This window comes from Eubacterium sp. AM05-23, assembly GCF_003477535.1.
Lineage (GTDB): Bacteria > Bacillota > Clostridia > Eubacteriales > Eubacteriaceae > Eubacterium > Eubacterium maltosivorans.
In genome coordinates, this window is record NZ_QUDF01000022.1 from 14568 (window position 1) to 40637 (window position 26070).

The following is a 26070-nucleotide window of genomic DNA, read 5'->3' on the forward strand; positions in this document are numbered from 1 at the left end:
TCCTAGCCCGTCAATCAACATATTCTGTTTTATATTGAAATTCTTCGCAATAGTCAGCCACCTTTGAATTTCTTTTACAGTACACAACCGTATTGCCTCTGTTAAAAAGCCAGTCTCCCATAACCTCAGGATCATGCAGAAGTACTACTTTTTTAAGCCTCGGGCATCCGTGAAACGCCCATTTTTCAATTATTCTGACGCTTTCCGGAATCTGAATGCTTTCAAGAAATTTACACTTTAAAAAAGCACTGTCGCCAATGGTCACCAGCCCTTCCGGCAGTGTCAAAGTATTAAAGGCACAGCCGACAAAAGCTTCCCTTCCGATTATTTTTAGTCCTGGCGGCAGGGTTACCCTCTGCAGCTGTTTACAGCCGTAAAAGGCACGAAACGTAATCTCCTCAATTTTTGGTGGGATCGCCACCTCCTGAAGATTATCGCAATCGATAAAGGCGTTCTCCCCTATTGTTTCCAGCGCTTCTGGAAGTTCAATTTTTTTTAAAGCACGGCAGAGCTTAAAAGTCCTCGGCCGAATTATCTTTAGCCCTTTAGGAAGATTGATCTCACGCAGCTTACGGCATTCCATAAAAGCAGCTTCACCAATATCCCGCAAGGTACATGGCAAATTGACTGAAGTCAGCTGTGTACAGCCTCTAAAAGCCCCTTCTCCAACAGATGTCACCGAAGCTGAAAGTTCCAGACGGTGAATTTTTGTAATATTCATACAAGCTTTTGACGCTATGCTATAGTATTCATTTCCAATGACGAGATGCTTAACCTTATTCTGTCTCGCAATGGGTGTCGTGTAAGCTTTCTTTTTTTGATTGTTTGGCTTAGAGGGATGCCTGAGGGCGGTATATTCCCCTTGATGTGTATTTTCTGCCATATTGTTTCCTTCCTCGCGTGTTTTTTACTTCTTTAATCTTACTGACTATTGATTCCAGTGTTTTCAAATCCGGTTTTCTCCACCTCGATCTCCGGTCTCAGCGGGATAGTCCGAAGCTCTGTACATCCTGCAAAGGCATAATCACGAATCTCCTTTAAAAAAGGAGGCAGCAGCACCGACTCCAACGCGGTACACCCTTCAAAGCAATGGTCGTTTATGCTCGTAATACGCGTACATGCCGATAAATCAATGGACTTTAAGGCATTACAATCTCTGAAAGTCTCAAAGCCTAGATCAATAAGATTTTTCGAGAAAAATATACTTTCCAAATGAACGCACTTCATAAAAGCGCCATCCTCAATGACCGTCACGCTGTCCGGGAGAACAACGGTTTTAATATCCTCATTTCCAGCAAAGGCATCCTCCTCAATTTGAATCACGCCTTCAGGAACCATTAAAACGCCATTGGCACATAAGCCCGCAGCGCTCTCCCTGTTAAGATAATATGGAACCTTCATCTCTCTTTCCCTTCTTTTATCAGTCTTTAATCAAGCCGTATTTTACCTTGATCCGCTCCAGCTTTTCAATTAAAGGTCTGGCTCCGAAAAACAGGAAAATGACTGTCGAGCAGGCATAAATCAAGTTAAAGGGCGCCCCCGAAAAATATAAGGGCAGTGCAGATTTCCAGGTAACATCCGTCTGATACATGAACACACTGGCTGTATCCATTAAAAAGCCATAAATAAAAAAGGTGGACATAAACCCAAAAAGGCAGAGCGGCCCTTTCTTCATCGTTAATCTTCCTTTTTTAAACAACAGCCCTGCTAAAAAGCCAATAATACCCGTTGCAAACATCTGCCAGGGTGTCCACGGCCCCTGCCCTATTAAAAAATTTGAGGCAAGCATGGATATCGCCCCAACCAGAAAGCCAGACTCAGCGCCAAAACAGACTCCTGCTACAATGACAACCGCAATGACAGGCTTAAATTGAGGCAGCATAAAAAACGCAGCACGCCCCGCCACCGCAATGGCTGCCAGAACCGCCAGAATGATCAGTTCCCTGGCCTGCGGCTTTCGCCCCTCAAACACCATTAGAAAAGGAACCATCGAATAAACCATGATCATCAGGCTTATAAAAAAATACTTCCGGTCTCCAATGCGGATACCGATAAAAATCGTGAGCGGAATGAGCACAAAGATCATCAAAAGTGCTGCCCAGGTACGCTTAGAGAGTTTTCGGTCTCTCGGTTTTTCAACCAGGCTGCCGTCATCCGGCCGCACCCATAGCTCACGGCTGCTTCGGACAGGCACCGCGTTTTCTCTTTTTTTAACGTCAATTTTTTCCTGCGTTTTACTTCCATTTAAAAAATCATCTAAAAATCGGTCTGAAGATTCATTTGGCAGCATGTGATCACATCCTTAACAGTAATAGCATTTTCAAATAAATGCCGTGACAGACGGTTGGCCGAGGTCGTATAAAAGCTGTTCCCTGAAAAAAAAGCTCGCGGCGTGCTCGCTGTCACAATATTGCCCTCAAAAAACAATCCACAGGTGTCTGCGTATTGCGCGCAAAACTCCACATCGTGTGAAACCATCACAATCGTCACGCCGTGCTCCTGAAGCCGCTTGAGAATTTCAGCCAGTTCCCGCTTAAAATGGTTATCCAGCCCCTTTGTCGGCTCATCCATGAGCAGAATACGCGGTTTCAGCAGCATAATTTTTGCAAGTGCCAGCCGCTGCTGTTCACCGCCTGATAAATCGTATGGATGCTGCTGCATAAGATGTTCGATATGCATCAGCTCCGCCATGCCCTCAACCGCAGTGCGCTTGTCCATATCGCTGTCAAACCCAGCCTGTCTGCGCTCATTCATACCACCGATGGCCTCAAACAGATCCATCTCCACAGTCTTTTTAACAAAAAGGCTCTGCGGACTTTGCGGTAAAACGCCTAAAAAGCCCTGAAAAAGCTCCTTATCTGAATACTTGCGCACCTCCTTACCCTCGAGCTTAACCTTTCCGCGATAGGGTCGGTTAATGCCCGAGATCAAAGACAGGGTGGTTGTTTTTCCCGTACCGTTCCCGCCTACCAGCGCATACAGCTGACCCCTCTTTATTTCCAGCGACAAATCACGCACAACATCCGGAAGATTTTTATCATACCTGAACCAGACATCTTTTAACTCGACTACCGTCTCTTCCGCTTCAAAATGATCCTCCTCAATGGGAATGCTTTTTTTCTCAACCGTTTTTCCTTCAAAAAGCTCCGACAGCCATTGCCTTCCCTCCCGCACTGTCAGCGGGCAGGGCAAATCATTGTCGATTCCGGCGTAAATCTGCATGGGCGCAGGCATGGACAAAAACATATCATGCCCCATGCCCCGCAGCTCTTTTCCGATTTCCCTCGGCAGACCCTGGGCAATCACGATCCCCTGATCCATTACAATGACCTTGTCCGCCGCAGGAAAAATATCCTCAAGACGGTGTTCTGTCATGACAATGGTCGTGCCCAGATCCCGGTTAATCTTTTTAACAGTTTCCAGAAAATCTGAAGCCGCAATGGGGTCAAGCTGTGAGGTCGGCTCATCCAGAATCAGCAAAGAGGGGTGCATCGCCATAATGGCCGCCAGGTTTAACAGTTGCTTCTGTCCGCCAGACAGCTCACTCACGTTTCGCCTGAACCATGCCTGAATCCCAAAATAAGAAGCCATTTCTGCCACTCTCAAGCGAATGGTTGGGGTATCATAACCCAGACTTTCAAGGCCAAAGGCCAGCTCATGCCATACCTTATCTGTTACAATCTGATTATCCGGATTCTGGAGCACAAAGCCAATCTCCGAGCTCTGTGTCCGGATATCCACCTCCGAAAGCTCTGTTCCTTTAAAACAAATTTCACCTGTCCGTGCTCCGTGGGGAGTAAGCACAGTCTTAAAATGCCGCAGCAGCGTACTTTTCCCGCAGCCGCTTTTGCCGCACAAGACAACAAAATCCCCATCATTTATTTCCAAATTGATATCATTAAGCGCCGGATTCTCCATTTCCGGATAAGTGAACATCAAATTTCTAATTTCTACTTCTGCCATATTATTTTAAGCAGCCTTGCTGCTTAAGCCTCCTTCATTTTTTCATACAATGTTGATACGATGGTCTTTAATCCCGCTTCACGGGCCATTTTTAAGGTGAGGGAATTTTCCGGACATTCTAAAATCGTTCGTGCCGCGAAGCTCTTAGGTGAAAAATACGCAACGTTAGCGCCTGTCTTCACATATTTAATTTTTTTACAGTTTGTAAAAGCATTTTTCTCAACAATTGAGACATCAAGCGGCAGGCTGAACGAAGCCAGCCCCTGACAGCCGTAAAAGGCATATTCATTGATTCTCAATAGTTCAGCGGGCCAGTTTATTCTTTCCAACCGCTCACAATTCTGAAAACACCCCTGGTCAATGATCCGGATAGACTCAGGCAGCTGAACTTTTTTTAAACGCCGGCAATCCCGAAAAGCCCTGGCCGGAAGTACTGTAATCCCTTCCGGAAGACTTATTTTCTCAAGTCTCCGGCAATTCGCAAAACAGCTGTGGCCTAAATACCTCAAGCTTTTCGGAAGCACAATTTCTTCCAGCGCGTCACAATTAAAGAACGCGCCCTCACCGATTTTCTCAGTACCCTCCGAAATGATGATTCTGCGAAGCTGCTCTTGATTCGCATATTGAAAATTTTCGATCCGCTTTCCAATGTGCACCGCTGATTCTTCCATCAGCACATCAGGTACAGGTGCTCTGTCAATCTGGCGGTGGTGAACAACCCTTAATGCCGTCCATCCCTCAACCGTCTCCTCCGAATAACCAATGCTTTTGAAAAAAGCGATCATCGCCTTATCCTCTGGCGGACAAAACAGCGTAACGGTCTGCATCAAAAAAGGTTTCAGCACCATTCCCCGGTGCAGATAAATGCTTCTTATTTTGCTGCCGGCAAAAACCTGATTGTTCAACGCTGCCTTTCCAAGAAAGTCAACGCGTTTCAGACGTTTTGTATCCCGAAAGCTAAAACGCTCAATACATACTGCATTCTCCGGAATGGTTAAGGCCTCCACCGGACACCCCTGAAAAGCGCCCTCTCTCACAGTTTTCAAGCTTTTGGGAAAAACAACTTCCTCCAGCCTCTTACAATCCGCAAAGGCTTTCTGTCCAATATATTCCACACCCTCTCCGATAAGAACCTTTTTAAGCTTTTCACGCCCGCAGTAGGCTCTCGGCGGTATTTCTCTGATACCAAAAATCAACAGGAAAGCGTCCTTTGAATAACCCTCAAATTCAAAAACCGCCGCCTCTGGATTCCGGTAAAGATAAAGTGCAAAACCATCCTGTTTTCGGCATAATATAAAACCTCCGGCTTCCATCCGGAGCCGGGAATCCTGATTCCATCGACAAACAACCCGTGCGTTTGAAGGGAAGACGGCCTGCCCAAATACCGGGATCCCGCCTTGAAATATTATTTTAGTTAAATGAATACAGCCTGCAAAAACATAACTGCCAATTTTTAAAAGCGATCTCGGCAGCACCAGCCGGCGCAGCTGTTCGCAATGCAGAAAAGCGCCATCCCATATCTGCTCAAGCCCTTCTGGTAAAAACAGCTCTTTGAGCCCAGCACCGTCAAAACAGTGGCTCTCAAGGCACGCCAACGGCCCTTTAAAAAGCAGCCGCTCAAGGCTTTCACAGCGGTAAAAAGCGTAAACCCCAATGGTTTTTATTTTTTCACCAAGCTCAATGGTTTCCAGAGAACGGCAGTTCCAGAAAGCACCGTCTTCGATACGTTTCACATGTTTAAGGCCAGTCACGCGCTTAAGCATAATGCAGTTTTTAAACAGCTCCTTTGATACCACCGTAAGACTTGAGGGCAGCCGAACGCTTTCCAACGCCTTACAGCTGCCAAAGGCCTCATCGCCAATAGACTCAATCCCGTCAGGGAGCACGACCTCCAAAAGGGACTCACAACCACAGAAAGCACGCTCATCAATGTGCAAAAGTGTCTTTGGCAGAACGATTTTGGTAATATTTTTCATATCCTTAAAAGCAGATACCTCAATGTCCGTAAAACCATTGGGGATAACAACCTCACCGCTTAAACAGTTGTTCAGGACATAACTTCTTCGCAAAACGGCTTTTGGCGAGCTCCGTCCAAATCCAATTTCCACTGTCCTCTGGATCAAAGCGTCTCAACTCCTTCACATCGCTCCGGCGCTTCAGGAATACTCCTCTTAAGCCACCGCCACTTGAGTTCAGCGGCGCCGTCAATGATAACCGGCATCATACAAAAGACAAAATAAAGCAGATAGGTCAAAAAACTGCCCAGCGTCAGCGGCTGCAGCCCAGACAGCTTAATCTGGGGATTATACTGTGCAAAGGCAAACCCCTGGGAAACACCTGCAGTTACGCAGGCCAGGACTGCCAGCATAATGACAGACGCCACCATATCCCGACGGTCAAAGCGGTAAATGGAAAAGGCAGTCCTGCCCTTGAGCCCATATCCCCGCGCCTTCATACTGTCTGCAGTTTCAATCGCATTTTCAAGCGCCCAGGTAATCATAATCGACAGAATAGTCACTCCATGCCGGGCCCGCTGAAAAATATTGCCGTTGCTCAGATCGCGCCCAATACATTTCTGTCCATTGCTGATCACCTTGATCTCCGCGATAAATTTGGGGACAAAACGCAGCACCATTGACAGGACCAGAGAAAGCGCAGGAATGAGCCTTCCAAACAAAAAGATAAATTTATCCGAGGTCATCACTTTACTGTAGCAGGAAAACCAGATAAAAACCGTAATCAGGGTTACCCCCATCATAATCCCATAGATGATGGACTCCATTGTCACCGGATTGCCGTTATTGAGATAAAACAAAATTGTAACCCCATAATGGTTAAACATCGGGTTAATGAGCATTACAATGATAATGATCGGCAAATAAATTAATGCAGCCTTCAGCGCTTTAAGCCAGCCCTTTAAAATAGCCGAATAGATAAAAGCGGAAAACAAAGAGACCGCCAAAAATACCGGATGAAGTATAAACATGCTAAAAACAAGCACCACGGTAAAATAGCCAAAATTAATAACCGGATGATAGCCTGAAAAAGAATCTTCCATATAAATTTCTCCTCGATTTTATAATACAATATTTGGCGGAAGCAGAGATGGTTTGCTCCCGCCGCCTGTCATCACACCCTTTGTTCTTATTTGTGTAACAGTACAGAACACTGATTTTTGAATGAAGCGGTGCAGGCATCTGCCCGAATGCTGCCCGTACGATTTCACCGCTTCACCCAACAATAGAAAAGATAGGGATGACAAGACGCTTAAAAGAGTAAGTTGTATGCGAAAGCTCCCCTAAGCGCCTTTTTAAAGGCTTATTCCATAAACCTTTAAAAAAGCACTCAGCTAAAAGCCGGTGACGGAGCGCATATCCAGGCGCTCCATCACCCTTTAATTTTTTTTACCACATACTGTTGTCGCCGACATCACGTCCGAGGTCACAGGTATAAACCCAGTTGATCACATCGCCGTTTTCCACAGTATACTGGCTGCACCCATAGTTCGGGAACCAGCCATTCACGTTGTACATCCAGCCGGAAACCTCACCGCAGTCAAACTCATAGAGCTGGTTGATGCCTTCCACATAGGCCGAATTGTAAGCCGGTGTAAAGCTGGATTCCATATGAATACCGTTGTCACGGCACACCCGTTTCAGCACATCGTGGACACTTTCACCTTCGCTGAACTGAACCGTCGTCGGTTTTAAAATCCAGCCATCCGAAGGCACAAAGCTTTCCTTGCCTTTGGTCAGGTTGCCCATGTTGTTGAGAATGGTCGAACAGCTGATGGAAATAGTACAGCTGTTGCCACCAGAGCCGGTGCTGCCGCTGCTGCCTGGTGTTGTTTCATCACTGCCTCCTGCTGCCGCTGTCGGTACCGGAGCAATGGTCTTTCCAGCCACGATATAGTAATCGCCGCCGGTTTCCACAATATTCATGGTCATCTTCGTGGTTTCAGAAGTATTGTCAAAGGTCACGTTGCTCATCTTGGCAGGCTGGCCGTTGTTCAGCTTACACAGAACAGCCGAATCCGCGTCCCATTTTTCCGGCAGCGTAACAGTGAGCTGCGGCACTGTAATGAGCCCTTTATTGCCCGTCAACGTGATGCCCAGACCGTAGGCGGCATCTCCGGCCGCGGCCTTAACATTATTGAGTGTGTCACCCTCCGTTGTAAAGTCTACCTTCAGGTTCTGATCCTCAGGATTATGGATATCCTTGCCGTTAAAGCTCCAGGTATACTGGTAGCCATACATGTTGCTGCCGTTAAAGGTCACCACTTTATCCTGTCCTTCAATGGAACGGAACTGTGCCGCTGTCACAACACCATTTTCCGGCAGCGGATTTGTATCCGCCAGCTGAACCACTTCCTCATCCGAACTTCCCTCGGTCAACCCGCTGATCGGGTCTTTGCACCCGGCCAGTGTCAGTACGGTCAGCATGAGAAGCGCCAACAGTAAAATCCCTTTTTTCTTAAAACCTCTTTTCATTTTGTATCCCTTTCTTATCTGTTCCAGCCTTTTAATAATACAGACCAAATTTAATCTTAACCCGCTCCAGCTTCTCAATCATCACTGGGCCCAGCAACGCCCCAAAGAAGGCTGTTCCCAGCCCATGCACCGCGTCGTAGGGTGCGCCGGAAATATAGAGCAGTTTCATGGAGCCCCAGTCAAAGCCCATTCCAGAGCCCGAAATGCCCGAGGACATAACCAGGGCTGCAATGTTCATGATGCCGCCATAGATGATAAAGGTGGCCAGAAAGCCAAAAACCGCCAGGGTCAGCCGGTCAACCGGCAGACGCCTGCGCTGGAGCAGCACACCGGCCAGCAGGCCAAGGGCGCCAAAGCCGTAAAGCCACCAGCCCACAAAAGGTCCCTGGGCGCCGGTAAGTATCCAGATACCAAAGCCCAGGGCCAGCGATACCACAATACAGATCAGCGGCCCCATAACCACCTTAAAATTGACTTCCTTTTTCGAAAATTCCTGATCCTTGTTAAAGCAGAGCCCGCCGAGAAATCCCAGAAGCCCCCAGCAGAACATCTGCCAGGGCGTCCAGGGCCCCTGGCTGGCAAACATGTTGACGACCAGCCTGGCCATAGCGCCAGTCAGAAATCCCTCTTCAGGCCCCAGGCAGATGCCGGCAATAATCACCAGGGCCGTCCCGGCCTGGAATGGCCCCAGCATAAAGCACGCCAGATTTCCGCAGGCCGTAATAGCTGCCATCACAGCGATCACAACAATCTCCCGCGCGTCGGGCCGGCGTCCCTCAAACCGCATGACAAACGGGATGGCCGTGTAGAAAATAATCAGCAGGCTGATAAACAGGTATTTCCGGTCATCCAGAAAGCGAATGCCGAACCAGATGGTCAGAGGGATCAGCAGGAAAATGATCAGCGCTGAAACCAGCGTCCGTTTTCTTTTTGCCGTATGTGTGCGGATATTTTCCGCTGCTCGATCCATCATGGCTTTTTAACCAGCTTGGGCCAGAGCCCGCATCCCGTAATATACAGCACCGCCATCGCCACAGCCGTACAGCTTAGCACAACCGCCGCTTTTTTTAGCTGTTCCGTACCCGACGGCGTTTTCGACACACTTTTGCTGTATGGCAGCATGGCGCCGTCAAAATCCCAGGGCTTAAACTCGTCCTCAGCCTGACCTGCCGTTTTTCCGGAAGCTCTGGCTGTCATGCCGTCGCTGCCCTCCTTATTGCCCTTCTGCACACCTAAACGGCCCTCTACAGCCGCCGCTTCCCGTACACCCTCAGAGGTGCCGGTCAGAGCCATCAGATGTCCCCGGTCGTTCCGGTAGTAAATTGTACCATCCGCATCACAGTTGAGGCTGCTGGTGGTATATTCCTGCTCATCGCCATCGGCACGGTAAATGACCTCTGCCTGCGGCGTGGTATTTCCCGCCCAGTCCTTCACGCGGACAATGGCACCGTCGTGGTTGTTGACCGTGATATAAAGGTAAACCGTCTGCTGCCCGTCTGCCGTATAGGCAGTGGTTAGCAGCGGCGAGGCCTTTGACGGACCGCCGATATCTGTCTGATAGATCGTTCTGAGAGAATCCGCGTCCAGAACAGCCAGCTTTCCATTCTCCGTATTACTCTGGTCAATGACCGTAGACTTGTTATAATCCTCCTCATGACCAGAGCCGTTTACCTTTTGGGTAGTCACGTACACACGGCCATTATAAACCACCGGCGATGTGGTCGAGGCCGCCGGCAGATCCGCAATTTTAGCCCCTGTGTAATGCCCGTCGCTGGTCACACCGATTTTGTAGCATTTCCCGCCGCCGGTAATCCCGTTGGAAGTGACACCGCCGCCCGCTGTAAAATAAAGGGCGTTAGTCCCCGCGTCATAGGCAATGCTTGAGCGGATAACGCCGCCGGTAGCATACCGGTCGATGAGCGCGCCCGTGGACTTATTCCTGGACTGAAGTACGCCAGAGTCCCCGCCGAAGATCACCGCGTTGCCAACAACGGTCGCGCCGCTCCAGTAATAGCCGCTGTCATCATCGGAGACCCATTTTGCACGCCGGATACCGTTGGTCTGGTAAATATCGCCATTGCTCGTGGTATCCACGCAAAAAAACTTCCCTTTATTGGTCGAACCGCTCCAGGTACCCGAGTAGATAAAGCCATCCGCATAGGTTACCTGGCAGTTGCTCTGCCCGCCAAAGCTCTCGGTCCGCCAGAGCGAATCCAGGGTATCCGCGTTAAAGGCCTCAATGGTTCCGTCTTCCTCCGGCACAAAGATCATACCGTCACCGTAGGTGGCGTAGGAGAAAAAGCCTACTTTCATGGCCAGCTTGGCTTCCTTGACAATGGCCCCGGTATTTTTATCCAGCTTGTAGAGCTTATTGTTCTGGGTGGAAACAAAAACATAGTTGTCCACCACCAGCGGCGTACCGGCAGTCATCTGCTTGCCCCCCACATTGATATCGCTGTTGATCCATTTTTCTGTGAGGTTGTTTCCCGCGTTTGGCAGGCTGGCGTCCACAATGGCCATGTTGCTGTTGTTCTTCCTAAAGGTGGGCCAGTAGCTCTCAAAATCCACATACCGGTTCATCTTTACTGTCACCGTACACTGGTTTTTAATCCCGCAGACCTCAGCGGTAATGACCGCCGTGCCTTTTATGTGCCCGGTGACAATGCCCTTATCATCCACACTGGCCACTGACGGGTCCGAGGAGGTATAGGTCAGCCGGCTTTTATCCGTGGTGTTGTATGGTGTAAAGCTCAGCACACTCAGCTCAAAGCTGGGATTTGCAATATCCAGTAAAAGTGTTTTCTCCGTATCGGTCAGCGTAAAGCGCTCAATGGCGATGCGATGGTCCGACACCACCGTAAAGGTGGAAAAGCTGCCCGTTGAAAAGCTGAAGTTTTTATTCTGGGCGTCGTAGGTGATCAGGGCATTGCCCTTTTCATCCTCAAAGCCGATACGCTCGCCGTTATGCAAAAGAGTCAGCTGTTCATGTTCGCCGAGGGTCGGGGGGGTATAATTCTCTGAGGGGATTGCGATCTTAAAAGTCTTACCCTGAGTGTCGTATTCTGGTATGGCATCCGCGCTTTCCGCAGCGCCAAAATCCTTCAGCTTAATTTCATACTGGCTTTCAATGGCCGGGTCCAGATACTGGGCGTCGTTTTCGAGGGCTGTCTGCTGCTCAGAGGTGACTTCCGCCTTCTGCGCTTCCACCTTTACTGTCCACGGCAGTGTCAGGGAACGCCCCTTGACCATGACGCCGTTATCCGATGCGTTGACATCTTTTAAAGTGTCTGTCACCTTTTTCATTTTCTTTTCAGCCTGATCATAGATTTCCTGATCCTGGGTTAAAAAGTCCTCATACTGTCCAACAGCGTTCAGCGCTTTTTCGGCCTGTACCAGATCAAAAAGACTCTGATCGTCAGGCTTTCCGCCGCTGTCGATTGCCGTCTGAACCGCCTCAACCGCAGACTCGCAGGCGTCAGCCGTCACAGCCAGCACCTTGCTGTAGCCGCCGTTAATGGCAAGCTGAATATTGGCGTCCTGCTCCGGCGTTAAAACAGACTGCTGTACGCTTGTCAGGTTATGGTAAGCATCCTCGACCACCTTTACCTCGTCCAGAGTCGGGCTGGGATTGGTGTTTAAAATCGCTGCCAGCCGAACCACTTCTCTGGCCGCGGCAATATCATCATCCGTAATGTCCGGCGGGTCTACCGGGTCGTCCTCGGTGACGGTTACCCGGCAGGATGCGGTAAAGCTGCCCACCTGCGCTGTGATCACCGCTTCACCTTTTGCCACCGCTGTAATGCGGCCATTGGCGTCCACCGTTGCCGTTTTTTCATTATCCGAGCTCCAGGTGACGGTTTTGTCATCCGTGGTATCTGCCGGATTATAGCTGACCTTGAGCGCGGTTGTCTTTCCCTTGCGCAGGCTTACTTCAGTCTGGTTCAGACTGATACCCTGCAGAGGCTTTTCGGCGCTTTCCTCGCTCACGGTCACCTCACAGCTGGCGGTGAAATTGCCCAGGGTTGCGGTGATTATAGCGGTGCCGATACTGTCGCCGTAAATCCGCCCATCCTGTTCAACATAGACACAATCCCGGTCACTGCTGGTCCATTTTACACCCTCATCCACCCGGCAGTCTTCGGGAGTATAACCGACGCTCAATTGATCCTCGCCGCCGTAGCTGAGGCTTAACTTGTCACGGTCAAGCGTGATCGCCTGCAAATTTTTCGATGCTATGGCGGATTCCAAATATGCCTGTGCCTGATCAAGGTCATTCTGATCTGTAATGCCCGGATCAATGGTTTCAAGGGTCTCCATGGCGTGGCTGTAGGCGTCTGCTATGAAAGAAACTTCGAGCAATTCTTCTTTATCCGCCCTTCCGTTAAACGCCGCGATGGCCTTTGTCAAGCTGTCCCGGTTGGGTATGTCAAGACCATACTGCCCGGCATTGTAAGGGTCACCGACATCCGCACCGGTTCCCCACATGGTAAACTGGACACGCATCACATCGCCGTCTTTAAGAATGTAACTGTCCATTCCATAATTGGGAAAAACACCGTTGACCGAGTACATCCATCCCGAATGCTCTGTGTAGGAAAACTCACCCAGATCCGGATATTTCGCATTACCGTCATTATTGTCATTGGTAATCTTATAGCCGCTCATATCGGTAATGTAATAAGGAATATCGAGTGTACCCGAATCCGCATTTCTCAGGGCAGTAACATAAAAGCTTTCTGATCCTTCCTTCTGCGTATAGCCACCGGTGGGTTCCAGCATCCGGTCAAGAACATCCTTGGAGGTATCCCCCGCATAAATCGGTATTTGAACCGGCTCGACAAAATAACCCTGACCAATGGTAAACCGCTCAACACTAAAAGTGATGGTTCCAGTCTGCGCGCCGGAGGCCTCTGCCCGGGCCGATCCCAGCAGCAGCGCCATTGCCGCTATCAAAACACACATTAAGCCTCTAACTTTTCTCCTTAATCCTTTCACTGTCGTTTCTCCTCTTTTTTATTTCAAAGATACCTGTTACTGCCCCCTTTAAAAGGAGGCAGGGGCTGATACCCTTTTATTTTAAATTAATGCTCTGTTTTTCTTTGTCTGCGATAAAAAACTACTCCGCAGAGTCCGATAAGCGCCAGCATTGCCACTGCCTGCAGCGCGCCATTGCTGATCTCATCCTCAGTATAAGGTAAACCTGTTACTGGATTAATGGTTCCGCCGGAGGCATTGTTCTTATTGCTGTCACTGCCCGTAGTCCCGGCGTTTGACGCTTGATTGCCGTCTGTGCTCGGGCTTTCATCCTGTCTGTTCATTCCCACAACGGTGAACTCAGAAAAGCTCTTGGTGGTAAAGGTAATCTTTCCATCAGCATCTGGGGTTACAGCCTGCCAGGTAAAGCTCCCGTCTGCACCTTTGTGGCCTACATAGTAGGCGTCGTATTTAAGCTGAGCCGCCTTAAGCGGGATGGTAACGGTAAAGCTGCCGTCCGCATTTTCTGTCACTTCTGGTGTAATGTCGGCCAGGAAAAGAATTTCTGTTTCCTTCGCGTTTGCAAATTCACTGGCATTCTTGATGGCTTCATCAACACCGGCCACGGCTTCCTTATCCTTTGACTTGTCGTCAACCTTGATGCCTTCACCAGGCTGAAGTCCATTGACCACAACACCGGTCTTTTCATCGGTGGCCACGGTCACCAGCTTAGAAGCGGCTGCATTAAGATTTGCTGCCGCGGTATCCACCTGTTCCTGAGTACTGTCATTCAGGTTTCCGGCAACCTTTTCGGCTGCGGATAAAGCTTCCTTCACAACGGCATAACTGTCAGCGGTGTAATGACTTTCATCTAATTTCTTAGCTGCTTCGATTGCTTTGGTTAAGTCTTCGGTTTTTGCTGCCTTTGGCACTAATCCCTTTGTCGCATTCTGCAGGTCGGTCAATACCTTTTCCGCTTCTGCGGCCGGTACCTGGCCTTTTGCCAGACGGTCTGCCATGGCGTCGGCATTACTAAGGGCTTCCGCTACAGCTTTCCAGCTGCTGCTGGTGTAGGTTTCTTCCTTGAAGGATTCGCGCACCTGTGCAACCGCAGCGTTAAAGGTGTCCTTGTCTGCTGCAATCACCAGCTTGGCAACCGCGTCATTCAGATTTTTAACGGCTGCGGAAACCTCTGCATCGGTTGCGTTTTCCTTGCCAACCAGGGCTCTTGCCGCGCTCAAAGCATTTTCAACACTTGTCTTAGTGTCTGCCATGTAGGTGACATCTTCTCTGGCAAGTGCTGCTTCCGCTGCCTGAATGCTGGCAGCCAGCGCTTCCTGGTCACCCTTGGCACTCAGCCCCGCAATGGCGTCTTTAACTGCTTGCGCAGCATCCGCCACTGTTTTCTGGTTTTCCGTGTTATCTGCGAGATCCGCGTCCAATACACTCTGGGCGCTGGCGACCGCTTCGGTCAGAGCCGCGTAGCTGTCCGGCGTGTACAGGGCTTCATCGTAGTTCTTCGCTTCAGCGACTACCGCTTTCAAGGCCGTTTTATCAACCGCTTTAACCAGCTGTTTCATTGCGTCGTCCAGAGCCTTGACCTGCGCGGCAACTTCTTCTTTTGTGTTTTCAGTTGTTATTTCCTTTGCCGCAGCAATGGCTGCTTCCAGGTTTTGATAACTTGCCGCTGTGTACAGGCTGCCGTCAATGGTTTCGGCTTCGGCGATTTTGCTGGTCAGCTCGCTGATGTCTGTCGGCGGAGCTGTGATCATGATCTCTCCTACATTGTTCGTAACGGTTGGTGTTACTTTAGTTCCATCAAGATTGCCATCCAGTAAATACATAGCTGTGACTTTAGCTTCAAAGCTCGCGTTTCCAGTGATATCCTCTTTTGCTTTAAACACCATAGACATGATAATCGTATCAGGTGCCACAATATCAGAATCCAATTGACTTATATTAACCATGACAGCAGAAATATTTTTGTTATCATTAACCATATTACTGCCTGTCTTTATAGGCGTTTCGCATGATATGCACTCAACCTTACTGCTATCGTAAACCACCTGGGCATTCATAACACCAAATGGTTCTGCACAATTTAAGGTCAGTGTAAATTCCTTCCCTTGTTCGATTTTCTGTTCGTTGTTTTCGCCTTGCATATTTAAGGAAACTTCTCTTTTTGGGGTGTTCTCTTCCGCAAAAACCGGCGAAATACAAGCCATGACAAGACAAAAACTAAGGAAAATCGCTGTTAGTTTGCTGAATTTTCTTTTTTTCATTGTTTTTTTACCTTTCAAAATGTTCTTAAGCCTACGTTATGTTGCATAATCCAAGTAACATCTAAACCATCTACTATTCCATCCGAATTAACATCTGCGGCCTTTATAGCCGTTTCATTTAAAACTCGGAATCCAACATTGTACTGCATAGCCCATGTAACATCTAGTCCATCGATTTCTCCGTCACCATTAACATCACCAAGAATAAAACTCATTTCCAGCGCGTCCATGGCGTTCTTCAGGCTGGCGTAAGCGGCCAGGCATTCTGCGTCGGTGGTGTTCGGATTGGCGTATACGGTGTTGGCGCTGTCCCGGGCTTCCGCAAAGGGTTTCCAGGTTTCTTCGGTATAGCCGGTTTCCTTTAGGGTGTTGGCTTTTTCCAGCTGCGTCTGGAGCAGGGCTTTACCCTGGCCGTTGACAGCATCCGTCAATTTCTTGACATCCTCCTGGTTCATGCTGGCCTTCTTGCCGTCGCTCAAAGCCTGGTAAGCGCTCCACACAGCGCCCACAGCTTCTTTATCACTGGTGTCCATGCTGTCAATAAGGTTTTTGACATAGGCGGTTCCCTTGACGTCACGGCAGTCGTAGATGCCGGTTTGCCCTGCTTCTGCGCGTTTTAAGGCTGTGACGCCGCGGATGATCTGTTCCGGGCCGATGCCGGATGTTAGCGTATCTTCTCCAACCCGTTTTTCATAATCAATTCGGTTTATAATATTGTCATACATTGTCTGATTACCCACAACAAATCGAGAATCAAACGCTGTAATTCCTGCCATACCCAAACATATCTGTGCTTGGGCATTTGTCCATGCATTTCTAATATCCCAATGATTGTTATCGCTAGTAAGGCTTAAACAGAAACCGCCCCAAAAACTGCCGATATAGCTTTGTGATCGCTGAAATCTCGGAAGCAGTTCATTCTCTATTCGTACCTTTACTGCATAGTAATCGTCTCCCGGCTTTGCATTCGGGTCGTAGTATTGAAAAATTGGTTGTATATACATTGACCACATATCTGCGACATCATTAGCATCTCCGTTTTGAACGACACCTGTAGCATCAGTTTTTTGAACAGCCATATCATTGATAACCTGTTTAATATCGTATCCATTATCATTTTCAAAATCATAGCAACCATAAGCTAAAGCTCGTGTAGGCTTTGCCATATATGCCTTGTTATCATCATAAAGAGCAGCATCAGTTATAATATCTATTAAATTATAGCCTGCTACATCGCGTGGATCATATCCTATAGCTGTAATCATCATAATGTCTTTACAGGTATCGGTTGTGATAAAGCCGTTTGTTTTACCGGAATTTCGATAATTCTCATATTTTTTTAGAATTATATTTTTATAATACTCATCATAAAAATTTTCATTTACTTTTTTTGAGTCCGAACGTATCAAAGCAAATATCAAATAAGGATCATAAGCTTTTTGTGCACTTATTTCTCCTTTTCCAAAAATTTTTTCATCTTCAAATAAAATTTCACAGGCTTCATCTATTTTTGCGTTTAATTCCTGTTTACGAGTTTCCGTTAACGCTGGGGTTTTATCTGAAATTGTCAAACTACCCCATGCTGTAGCTGTTTGATATTTTACGTTTCCCTCTTGTGTATAAGCTGTTTTATCAAACAGATTAGTGGGAAGAAAATAATCAACCTCATCATTTTGATCATATGACAATGAAATGTCGTTTTTATCATTAAAACGTGCTACACCTTGTGCATGTTCACCTAAGACACCTACATATTCGGCTCCATTTTTTACAGCGTCAAATTCAACCTTCAAATGATATGGATTATCGCCGGCATTCTTTACAACAATATCCTTAACATTTGTTCTTAATACTGGAAGTTCTCCGGTTACACTTATTTTGTTATAGTCAATAACCATTGGCTCCAGTTGAATTTCAAGTTCTGCAACGATCCTGGCTTTTAATTTTGTATTTTCCCTGTTGAGCGTTGGGTAGTTTTTTCCTTCTTCAATCTGCCATATCGTATCAAAGTCCCAATTTTTGAAATTGCTCTTTTTCTTCATCTCGCTGGAACGAACGCCGGTTCCACCAGAATTTATATTTTCCTCCTCTAATCCCAGCGCAATCTTGTCATAATAACAATCTGTATTAGTTCTATATGAGTTGAAAGGAATCGACAACATTTGGTTCTTTTCAACAGAAAATCCAGTAATTTTTCCCGCGTAATAACAGTTTGCGCTATTACCTGAAGACACCGTATTTAAAGTGATGTTTTTAAAAGTATCGTTTTTTTCATAGCTAACCGTACTATAACAATTTTCCGCTAAAAATTTATCCCTTTCAGTACCAAAATAATTTCCTAAAGAGAAACCTGAACCAATCATCCCACATGAAATACTGGCTGTTGTTTCAAGGTTGATTTTTACATCACCATTAGTGGCACACCGTGTCATATAGGCGCCCATTACATTATTTGCGATAATTCCAATAGAGCGGTTTATCTTTCCAGTTGTATCATTTGGTAAATTTAAAGATCCAGACGCTTCTGTAATCTGTTGCTTAGTCTCAATGGTTAAATTGCCAATCTGACAATTGTTCCCCAACACATCAAACAAACCCGAAGTACTATCTGTATAATTTTTAATGGTATAACCCATACCATTAAAAGTTCCATCAAATATATAAACATATTCTTGCGTGTCTTTTAATGCGGTATCTCCATCACTATAGAGGCGGTGAACAGGGTAAGGCATTAAACCAGAGGCATCGATATCATTGGTCATGATAACTGTGGTGTTACTGTAATCTACATGTTTTGCCAGATCCATTCTCAGGGTATTGAGATCATCGACGTCCCGCACCAGGTAGTTTCCGGCCTCGTCCTTTGTCAGGGAGGGCTCGCCGCCCCGGTATATCTGGTCAATAACTTCTGGATCATAGGAGCCGTCGGGCCTTTCGCTGGTGGTTTCAGCTGCTACTGTCTGCGCCTCCTGCAGGGTCCCGTCCGCATAGGTGTCTCCAATGCGCTCCAGCTGATGCAGACCCTCGGGCATTTCCTCTGCCAGGGCGGACAAAGGCAGACTGCCTGCCAAAAGCAGCAGCACCAGCAGCAGGCTCAGCATACGCTTCCATTCTTTTAGTTTCATCATTTTATCCTTATTTTATTTATTTTTTTATTTACGCCTAAGGCTCTCCCTGTTGGGGAGAGCCTGTTGTGACCTGATAGAAAATCCAGTGCTTTCTAAAAGTCGAGGTTATTTAGTTGTCTTTCTGCGGTAAACCACGAAGGCTACCAGTCCGGCTGCCGCCACCAATGCGGCTGCTGCCAGGACAGCGCTCGGGCTGTCGGCTGTGATGCCTGTGCCAACGCTTGCGCCGCTGCCTTTTGCTGTGCCGCTGCTATTCTGGCTGCTGTTTTGGCCTGCGCCGTTATTGTTTGAGCCGCTGTTTTCATCCGGCTTGTCGTCGCTGGCATTCTTAAAGCCAACGATGCCAAAATCGGAAAAGCTGCTCACTGTAAAGGTAAGGGTATGGCTCTCGGCATCATACACCACATCGAGGTACTCGAAACTGCCATCTTCCTTTTCATGGTAGACCTTGTAGCTGTCATAGCCCCAGGCGGCTTCCGGCAGTGCGATGGTGATTTTCACGCTCTCGCCCTTACCCAGCTGGTAGTCTCCCAGGTTGATGTCGAAAAGCGCCAGAAGCTCAGCATCCTTGTAATCTTTACGGATGTTCTTCTGCGCAGCTTCGGCTTTCTGTTCATCCTGTTTTGTGATGCTCAGCTCTGCGTTTTCTGGAATTTCAGCGGTGACCTGATAGCCCTCCGCTTCGGCCTTTTCAATTTTGATCAGGCCTGCCAGGGCTTTGTTCAAGCCTTCCAGAGCCTTGTCCACTTCCTGCTGGGCGGCGTCGCCGTTGTCCAGGACTTTTCTGGCTTCTGCCAGGGCTGTCTGGAGGGGCTCGTAGGAGGCCTGGGTATAGATCCCGCTGTCCTTTGCCTCAGCCGCGGCACAGGCCTCGGCCAGAGCCGCTTTGTCGGCTGCCATGACCAGTGCGTCCATGGCGGCTACCAGCTTTTCGGTCTGGGTGTTGACAGCTGCCTGATCTGCGTTGCCGCGGTCCAGGGCATTGGCCTCTGTCAGAGCTGCCTGCAGGGCCGCCCAGGTGCTGGCGGTGTAGTCCTCTGCTTTCAGGGCTTCGGCCGTTTTAATGGCTTCATCCAGGGCTTTGGGATCACCCTTTTTAACCAGCTGTTCCATGGCGTCTGTCAGCTTCTGTACCGCGGCGTCCACATCGGCCTGCGGTGTGTTTTCCGGATCCTGCTCGATGGCTTTGGCTTCTGCCAGAGCAGCTGCCACATCGGCCGTTTTCCAGGAATCCTTGGTATAATCGGTTTCCTTTAAGGCTTCGGCCGCCTGGATGGCTTCATTCAGGCCTGCAAAGCTTGTCTTTTCGATAAGCTTGCTCTGTGCCAGTTCTAAACCATCCCTGGCCGCGTCCACTGCCGTCTGGGTGGCGTTGTTCTGATCCACAGCCTTAGCGTTTGCCAGGGCCTCAGCAAAGGCTGACCAGCTCGCGCTGGTATAGTCCGCTTCCTTCAGCTTATCCGCCTCGGCGATGGCGCTGTTCAGCGCAGTGCTATCGGCTTTTTTGACCAGCGCTGCCTGGGCACCGTTCAATGCTTTTGCCGCGTCGGCAACTGCCTGGGTGGTCGTATTGGTTTCCTCAATGCCCTTTGCAGTATCCAAAGCGGTTTTAAAGGGCGTCCAGCTATTGCTTGTGTAAGCTTTCTCTTGAGCTTCAACAGCCGCGGCATTCTTTAACGCGGTCTGCAGAGCTTCCCAGTCTGTCTTTAACACCAGTTTGGCGGTAGCTGTTTCAAGGGCTTTGGTAGCCCTATTAACCTCTTCCTGATCAAGGTCCGGTGTGTTTTTCTGATCAAACTGGTTTGCTGCATCCAGCGCTTTTTTCTGAGCTTCCCAGGTGGCGGGTGTGTAGTCCTCTTCATCCTGCATTCCGGCATCTATGATGGCCGCTCTCATGGCGGTGAAATCCGCGTTTTTGACCAGCCAGGTGTAGGCCTCCGCCAGATTGTCCGCCGCATCGTCAAGCTTTCTTTGTTCTTCTTTTGGTGTGTCTTTAGGTTTTAATGAACTATAAACCTTATAAACAGGCTTGTATTTTTCCCAGCTGTCGCTTGTATAGATATAGTCCTGGTTTGTTATACTAAGCGCTTTATCCTTGACCGAATAATATTTTGTGGTATCTGCGTTTTCAGTCAAGTGTTTTATAGCTTCCTGCAAGCTGTCTGCCACTGTTTTTATTTTTTCAGCGTCAGATTTGTCTTTATCCAACGCCTTGGCAATGCTAAAGGCATTATCAAAGCTTGTCTGGCTGCTTGTTGTATAGACAATGTCTTGTGGTACTTCATTAGCCGCCTGCAGAGCTGCGTCTAAATTTTCCACCGCTTCTGCCCATGGACCCTGAGCGATCAGGTTATTGGTTGCATTTTTTAAAAGAGAGGTCTGCGTTAAAACAAAATCCTTCAGTAGTAAATCTGCTGTGGACAGATTACTGATTGCATCCTCCACTGTTTTTATCGCATTCTGTAGTGTTTGATAACTGCTGTCCGTGTAACGTTTATCGTCGTTTGTAATAGCTTTAGCTTCTTTTAAAACGCTCTCCAGCTCGCTGATATCCGGGGTACTCTCAGCACCGAAAGTTTTAAGTACCGGATATTTACCATCCGTTATTGTCCAAACATTTGTATCCCAGCTTTCATCATAGGTAGTGGCTTTTTTCAGTTCCTCTGAGGTTTTCCCATTGTCATAATAACTAAGATCATCGCTCCAAGAATCAGCATTAGTTGCATCTTTATTAAAAAACGCCTGTGGAGATAATTTATTATATTTAGGCGCAGTGCACATACCATAGGCTAGAATGTTGCTGCTGCCTTCTCCAGAAATATTTACTGAAGATAGGGATATGCAATGATCCATCGCAGCACTTCTGGCAACGCCATATATCGCAACTGGCGCTTCAGAATGATTAATAACAGCAATGTCCACATCAACTAAACAATTTTTAATTGGCACCTTTGAATTAGCATTTGTTCCTGGCCCGGTATAGAACATTCCACCAACATTAACACCTATAGTTCTATCCGAGGGTATTTCGATATTTATGTTACCCGTTACAACGCAATTACTAATCTCACAATACGCAAGATCCATCACTCCACCTATAAGGTTATTCGCAAACAAACCATAATTATAGGTTGATTCTTCCGTCAATTTTTCTGAACCAGTATCAATATTTCCATCTACATGCAAATTTGTAATAGTTGTTTTGACCTTTTCTTTTGTGCCATCACTATTGTAGTTATATCCAACTGCTAAACTTTGTCCAAACAATCCATAGGTGTTTCCGCTAAACCCAGTAATTGTATGACCACCACCATCAAAGCTGACGTCCCATGAACTGCTGGGTGTCATTGTCTCTGTAAAATCAATGTCTGAAAGATCAATGTCTGCCATCAGCTTGGCGCTACGTGCTTTTCCTCCGGCCACACCTTTGGACTGGTCATCTTGAATTTCACCACTTGCCACATAGTTTCGCAGGGCAATAAAGTCTTCCGCTGTGCTTATAAGTATTGTTTCTTTATCTTTAGTTTCATCAAAAGTATTAGATGTCGTTATTGCCTCTTGATTGTCATTACCTGTAGCAAGGGCCGAGTTTGAAAAAACACTCGCTAAACCGACCGTTACCACCAGCAAAAGAACTAAGCATCTTTGTAGATAGTGTTTCGTTTGCTGAATCATCTCTTTCCTCCGTTCTAGTGGCTTTAAAAAGCAAACAAGAAATAAGGAGCGTCTCCCCTTATTTCTTAATCTATTTATCTACACTGTTCTTATTGTGCGTTTGCCGCGTCTCGGATTGACTGTGTCATATCCACACGACCGCTTTCCTTGACAATCTGCAGGGTATCGTTCCAATTGTAAGAACCATCAGCGTTAACTGAATTTGGAACCCAGCTGTCTGTTAAACCGATATCTGCGCCACCGCTTAATGAGTATTCAAAGCGGATAACTGCCTGATCACCGTAACCTTTGCTGGTATCAGAAACTAAATCGTCTACTGAGTAATAATAAGGTGAAACAGAAGGAGCAGATTCGTTGTTTACAGAGAACATCCAGCCAGCAGTACCAGCATACTCAGCAGTGGATAAAGAGCCCGCTGCACCATCATTGACATTATAATCAAACATAACATCTGTTGCGCCATGTCCCTTAGCTGTATATTCGGCCTGTGAAATTGAGGCAGGCTTGTTTAAACCTGTTTTATTAAAACCTGTTAAAAAGCTTCCTGAAGCACCCCAGCTACCAGAAATAACATTGTTTGCGCCACAAGCAGTTTTCAAAACATCCAGAACTGTCTGTGCTTCTGGAGCTTTACCCGTTGCTGTTTGTACGTCTGCTGCGGTAACTTTTGTCGGACCATAAAGGATATTCTGTCCAGCTGTACCTTTAATCTGATTTAACAGATTAGCGTCCACCTGTACATAATACGTATTGTTTGATGCGTCTGCCGCCTGTGCCGGCGCTGCGAATGTCGGCGCGGCGAAAGCTACCATCATTGTTGCTGAACCTAAAATTGCCAAACCTCTTTTTGCTGATTTTGCGAATGCCATAATTAAAATCTCCTTTAAAATTTATTTTTGAATCGGGCTTTCCATAAAGAGATTGCCCTTTGGTCGAAAATGAGATATAATTATGGAGTCTATATGGAAATATCAGACTCCACGGGACCGTTTGGAAATTAGGCCTTCCAGCGGTCCTTTTTCCTGCCCTTTTAACGGCGGACAGGCGCCTCCTTCACACTTTTACCTTCTTCGATAAAGCTCACTTCCTTTCTCATTCTCACAGCATAATATTAAAAATATTATTATCTATCTAACCCGCCGCATTCCACTTTGGAACCGGCGTTATAGGCTTTGTTACGCCAGCGCTTCCGCCCAGGCTTTATCGATCACATACTCGCCCGCTCTCTCCTTAAAGCAAGGCACCAGCCTGGGTGAATTGGCCAGAGCTTTGTAGTCGGCAAAGGGGGTATCGATAAAAATCTGCTTTCCGGCATTGTTGAGCGCCCCGAACACCACTTTTTTCTTCTGGAACTCAAAGCTTCCAAACAGCACCTTATCAATGGCGATGGGAGAGTTTTCTGCCTTCAGCTTTTTGGACACGTCCTCATATATTTTATAATCCAGATAGGTGATGATCTTGTCATTCAGGTTGGACTCGAAAATATGAATCTTTTCCAGAAAGTCCATCACATCCTTCACAATGCGGATCCGGTAATTTGGAAACATCTCCAAAACCTCCGCCGCTTCGGCCTCTGTATCCAGGCCGCCCATATCCAAAATCAGCATATACTCTTTTTCCATGTCCTGGTACCTGAGCGAGTATGGCTCTGAAAAAGTCTCGCTACACTCCGGACAGGTGTGCTTAAACAGCTCGGTTTTGATGAGCTTGTCTTTCAGCGCCTCATCCAGACTGGCGTTTATGGTGTCATAACCCTTAATTTCAAAGGCTTCGTGACACTTTGGACACTCGATGGTAATGGTTTTTGTTTTGGCCATGATCTGGCCTCCTCTCTGTTTCCTGTCAAAATTTTGTATACAAAAAGGGGCTCCTATCATAGAAATCCAATTCAAATAAACCATACACCACCAAAACAATCGCTGTTTTGATCGCTACAATGTCTTTGATTTTGAATATCTGTGATAGAAGCCCCAGAATAGCCGTAGAGCGTCTATGTTTTCGATGCGTAACCCTAGTGACGAGAAATTACTACATCAAGACTGTAAAGAACAGGTTTCCGACTCGTCTGTACCGGTGGTTTCCGGCAAGCATCACGACAGCGGCTCTGTACTGGGATTCACACCCACTTCCCTCAGGTATCTTTTAAGGAATAAATAATGATTCTCTGTTAAAATACCCTAGCTGCTTAATAACCTCAAATGGCGATCAAGCTGCAATTCAATACAGTTGTTATACAAAAGCTGTAAACCGGATGACACTTTTACTATTCATCAAATTCAAGCTTTGATGAACAAAGTTTTAATCCTGCTTTTTTAGAGGGATCTTGATATTCTTGACCATTATTTTGACGGTCAGGCAATGCTTTTTCCGCCAGTATGGATAAAACCATCGTTCAGTTTCTTAATTTGCGCCTTCTGATTTTCTTTCGTGGTGTGTCCATACCGCCGGACGGTAAAGGCCGGATCATTATGCCCTAATATCTGGCTCAGCGTGCTCAGGTCAACCCCACGCTCCTGAGCCCTGGTAGCAAATGTGTGGCGCAGCGCGTGAAAGGGCAGATCAGGAAGCTGGCTTTTTACTAATACTTTTTTGTAATGCGCGTATAAGGTTCTGGGATCCAGATATTTGCCATTGCGTCCAGTTAAAACAAAACGGTGGTCGGCAGTTTCACTTTCAGGTAACTTTTTCTTTATTCCCCTCAAATGTAGAAGTAAGTCCTCAGGCAGATAAAAACTACGTATGGAGTGAAGCGATTTCGGAACCTCCGTTTTCATTTCTGTTTTTGTCATTTCTGAAGGAAAACGGTTGTTGATTCTTCGAATACTTCTTTTGACAAAGATCAGGCCCTCATCCAAATCCAGATCACCCCATTTTAAACCACAGATCTCCCCAATCCGCAGACCCGCGTAAAGGGCAAGGTATATGCCTGTCTTATAGGCTTCATCACTGCTGTTTAAGTAACGAATCAGCCGCTGCTGCTCAGAAACAGTGAAAATTTCAAGGTGAATATAGTTTAAAGGCAGCTTTACGTCTTCACAGGGATTTTTTACCAAGAGCTCATCTTTCATAGCCTGCAAAAAAGCCCGGTTCAGAAAACCGTAAATATCCTTCACGGTACCAGCGCCCAGTCCGCCTTGCTTATCCAGACGCCCCTCGCGGTAAAGGTAATTGCAAAAATCCTGTATTTTATTCCGGTCCAGCTCATTCAGGTGCATCCCTGTAAAGTAAGGCTGAACATGCTTATGAAAATAGTAAAGATAAGTGTCAAAGGTCGATGCCTTTACACTAATCAAAACATCATTATTTAGCCATTGGCTCAAAAACCCGTTGACATCATCATTTTTGCTGCTCTGCGAGCAGCGTCTGGTAACATTGGCCTGAGCCTCTAAAAGTTTCTTCTTTGTTTCCCTGTAAGTCTTACCATAGACCGAAGATTTTCCATTTTTCGACTTACTAAACGGATCATCATATCGCCCTTCATAGCGATTGTCTTTTCTTTTGTAAATATACATTTTCACTTCTCCTTAAATAAAAATATGACCATTCGTTTGACAAATT

15 protein-coding genes are annotated in these 26070 nt (G+C 47.1%); all 15 read right to left on the reverse strand.

Translation table 11 applies throughout. The annotated features are described in order from the left end of the window. Positions 1-10: 10 nt before the first annotated feature. A complete protein-coding gene (locus DW091_RS19450; RefSeq protein WP_118519055.1) occupies positions 11-883 on the reverse strand; it encodes a leucine-rich repeat domain-containing protein in 873 nt (290 codons plus the stop codon). 38 nt (positions 884-921) lie between these two features. Continuing rightward, the gene (locus DW091_RS19455) at positions 922-1401 is read right to left on the reverse strand and encodes a leucine-rich repeat domain-containing protein (protein ID WP_118519056.1); all 480 of its coding nucleotides are present in this window, start codon (positions 1399-1401) and stop codon (positions 922-924) included. 19 nt (positions 1402-1420) lie between these two features. After that, a complete protein-coding gene (locus DW091_RS19460; protein ID WP_118519057.1) occupies positions 1421-2290 on the reverse strand; it encodes an ECF transporter S component in 870 nt (289 codons plus the stop codon). Then, positions 2257-3963 (reverse strand): ABC transporter ATP-binding protein, encoded by a 1707-nt coding sequence (locus tag DW091_RS19465; RefSeq protein WP_118519058.1) that lies wholly within the window; start codon positions 3961-3963, stop codon positions 2257-2259. The genes DW091_RS19460 and DW091_RS19465 overlap by 34 nt, the downstream gene beginning before the upstream one ends. Positions 3964-3986: 23 nt before the next feature. Further along, on the reverse strand, positions 3987-6032 hold the full coding sequence (locus DW091_RS19470; protein WP_207665252.1) for a leucine-rich repeat domain-containing protein: 2046 nt from the start codon (positions 6030-6032) through the stop codon (positions 3987-3989). A 50-nt stretch (positions 6033-6082) separates the two neighbouring features. Further along, the gene (locus tag DW091_RS19475; RefSeq protein ID WP_118519060.1) at positions 6083-7021 is read right to left on the reverse strand and encodes an energy-coupling factor transporter transmembrane component T; all 939 of its coding nucleotides are present in this window, start codon (positions 7019-7021) and stop codon (positions 6083-6085) included. Positions 7022-7367: 346 nt separating this feature from the next. After that, positions 7368-8453 carry a DUF4430 domain-containing protein gene (locus tag DW091_RS19480; RefSeq protein WP_118519079.1) on the reverse strand — a complete coding sequence of 362 codons (1086 nt, stop codon included), beginning with the start codon at positions 8451-8453 and terminating at the stop codon, positions 7368-7370. A gap of 31 nt (positions 8454-8484) precedes the next feature. Then, positions 8485-9426, reverse strand: a complete 942-nt coding sequence (locus DW091_RS19485; protein WP_118519061.1) for an ECF transporter S component — start codon at positions 9424-9426, stop codon at positions 8485-8487. Further along, on the reverse strand, positions 9423-13448 hold the full coding sequence (locus tag DW091_RS19490) for an Ig-like domain-containing protein (RefSeq protein ID WP_147365312.1): 4026 nt from the start codon (positions 13446-13448) through the stop codon (positions 9423-9425). Before DW091_RS19490 ends, DW091_RS19485 begins: the two co-directional genes overlap by 4 nt. Positions 13449-13534: 86 nt before the next feature. Then, entirely contained in the window at positions 13535-15589 is a 2055-nt protein-coding gene (locus tag DW091_RS19495; protein ID WP_147365313.1) for an FIVAR domain-containing protein, read from the reverse strand. A 134-nt stretch (positions 15590-15723) separates the two neighbouring features. Next, on the reverse strand, positions 15724-18837 hold the full coding sequence (locus tag DW091_RS19500; RefSeq protein WP_147365314.1) for a dockerin type I repeat-containing protein: 3114 nt from the start codon (positions 18835-18837) through the stop codon (positions 15724-15726). A gap of 105 nt (positions 18838-18942) precedes the next feature. Further along, the gene (locus DW091_RS19505) at positions 18943-22512 is read right to left on the reverse strand and encodes an FIVAR domain-containing protein (RefSeq protein WP_118519065.1); all 3570 of its coding nucleotides are present in this window, start codon (positions 22510-22512) and stop codon (positions 18943-18945) included. An 89-nt stretch (positions 22513-22601) separates the two neighbouring features. Then, the gene (locus DW091_RS19510; RefSeq protein WP_118519066.1) at positions 22602-23381 is read right to left on the reverse strand and encodes a hypothetical protein; all 780 of its coding nucleotides are present in this window, start codon (positions 23379-23381) and stop codon (positions 22602-22604) included. A gap of 306 nt (positions 23382-23687) precedes the next feature. Continuing rightward, positions 23688-24329, reverse strand: a complete 642-nt coding sequence (locus DW091_RS19515; RefSeq protein WP_158577952.1) for a CpXC domain-containing protein — start codon at positions 24327-24329, stop codon at positions 23688-23690. A gap of 534 nt (positions 24330-24863) precedes the next feature. Beyond that, positions 24864-26024 (reverse strand): site-specific integrase, encoded by a 1161-nt coding sequence (locus tag DW091_RS19520; protein ID WP_118519068.1) that lies wholly within the window; start codon positions 26022-26024, stop codon positions 24864-24866. Positions 26025-26070 lie beyond the last annotated feature (46 nt).

What these genes read in the sequence shown, in the direction of transcription:
- DW091_RS19450 (WP_118519055.1), bottom strand. Translation starts at nt 883, where the DNA reads ATGGCAGAAAATACACATCAAGGGGAATATACCGCCCTCAGGCATCCC.
- DW091_RS19455 (WP_118519056.1), bottom strand. Translation starts at nt 1,401, where the DNA reads ATGAAGGTTCCATATTATCTTAACAGGGAGAGCGCTGCGGGCTTATGT.
- DW091_RS19460 (WP_118519057.1), bottom strand. Translation starts at nt 2,290, where the DNA reads ATGCTGCCAAATGAATCTTCAGACCGATTTTTAGATGATTTTTTAAAT.
- DW091_RS19465 (WP_118519058.1), bottom strand. Translation starts at nt 3,963, where the DNA reads ATGGCAGAAGTAGAAATTAGAAATTTGATGTTCACTTATCCGGAAATG.
- DW091_RS19475 (WP_118519060.1), bottom strand. Translation starts at nt 7,021, where the DNA reads ATGGAAGATTCTTTTTCAGGCTATCATCCGGTTATTAATTTTGGCTAT.
- DW091_RS19480 (WP_118519079.1), bottom strand. Translation starts at nt 8,453, where the DNA reads ATGAAAAGAGGTTTTAAGAAAAAAGGGATTTTACTGTTGGCGCTTCTC.
- DW091_RS19485 (WP_118519061.1), bottom strand. Translation starts at nt 9,426, where the DNA reads ATGATGGATCGAGCAGCGGAAAATATCCGCACACATACGGCAAAAAGA.
- DW091_RS19495 (WP_147365313.1), bottom strand. Translation starts at nt 15,589, where the DNA reads ATGCAAGGCGAAAACAACGAACAGAAAATCGAACAAGGGAAGGAATTT.
- DW091_RS19500 (WP_147365314.1), bottom strand. Translation starts at nt 18,837, where the DNA reads ATGATGAAACTAAAAGAATGGAAGCGTATGCTGAGCCTGCTGCTGGTG.
- DW091_RS19505 (WP_118519065.1), bottom strand. Translation starts at nt 22,512, where the DNA reads ATGATTCAGCAAACGAAACACTATCTACAAAGATGCTTAGTTCTTTTG.
- DW091_RS19510 (WP_118519066.1), bottom strand. Translation starts at nt 23,381, where the DNA reads ATGGCATTCGCAAAATCAGCAAAAAGAGGTTTGGCAATTTTAGGTTCA.
- DW091_RS19515 (WP_158577952.1), bottom strand. Translation starts at nt 24,329, where the DNA reads ATGGCCAAAACAAAAACCATTACCATCGAGTGTCCAAAGTGTCACGAA.
- DW091_RS19520 (WP_118519068.1), bottom strand. Translation starts at nt 26,024, where the DNA reads ATGTATATTTACAAAAGAAAAGACAATCGCTATGAAGGGCGATATGAT.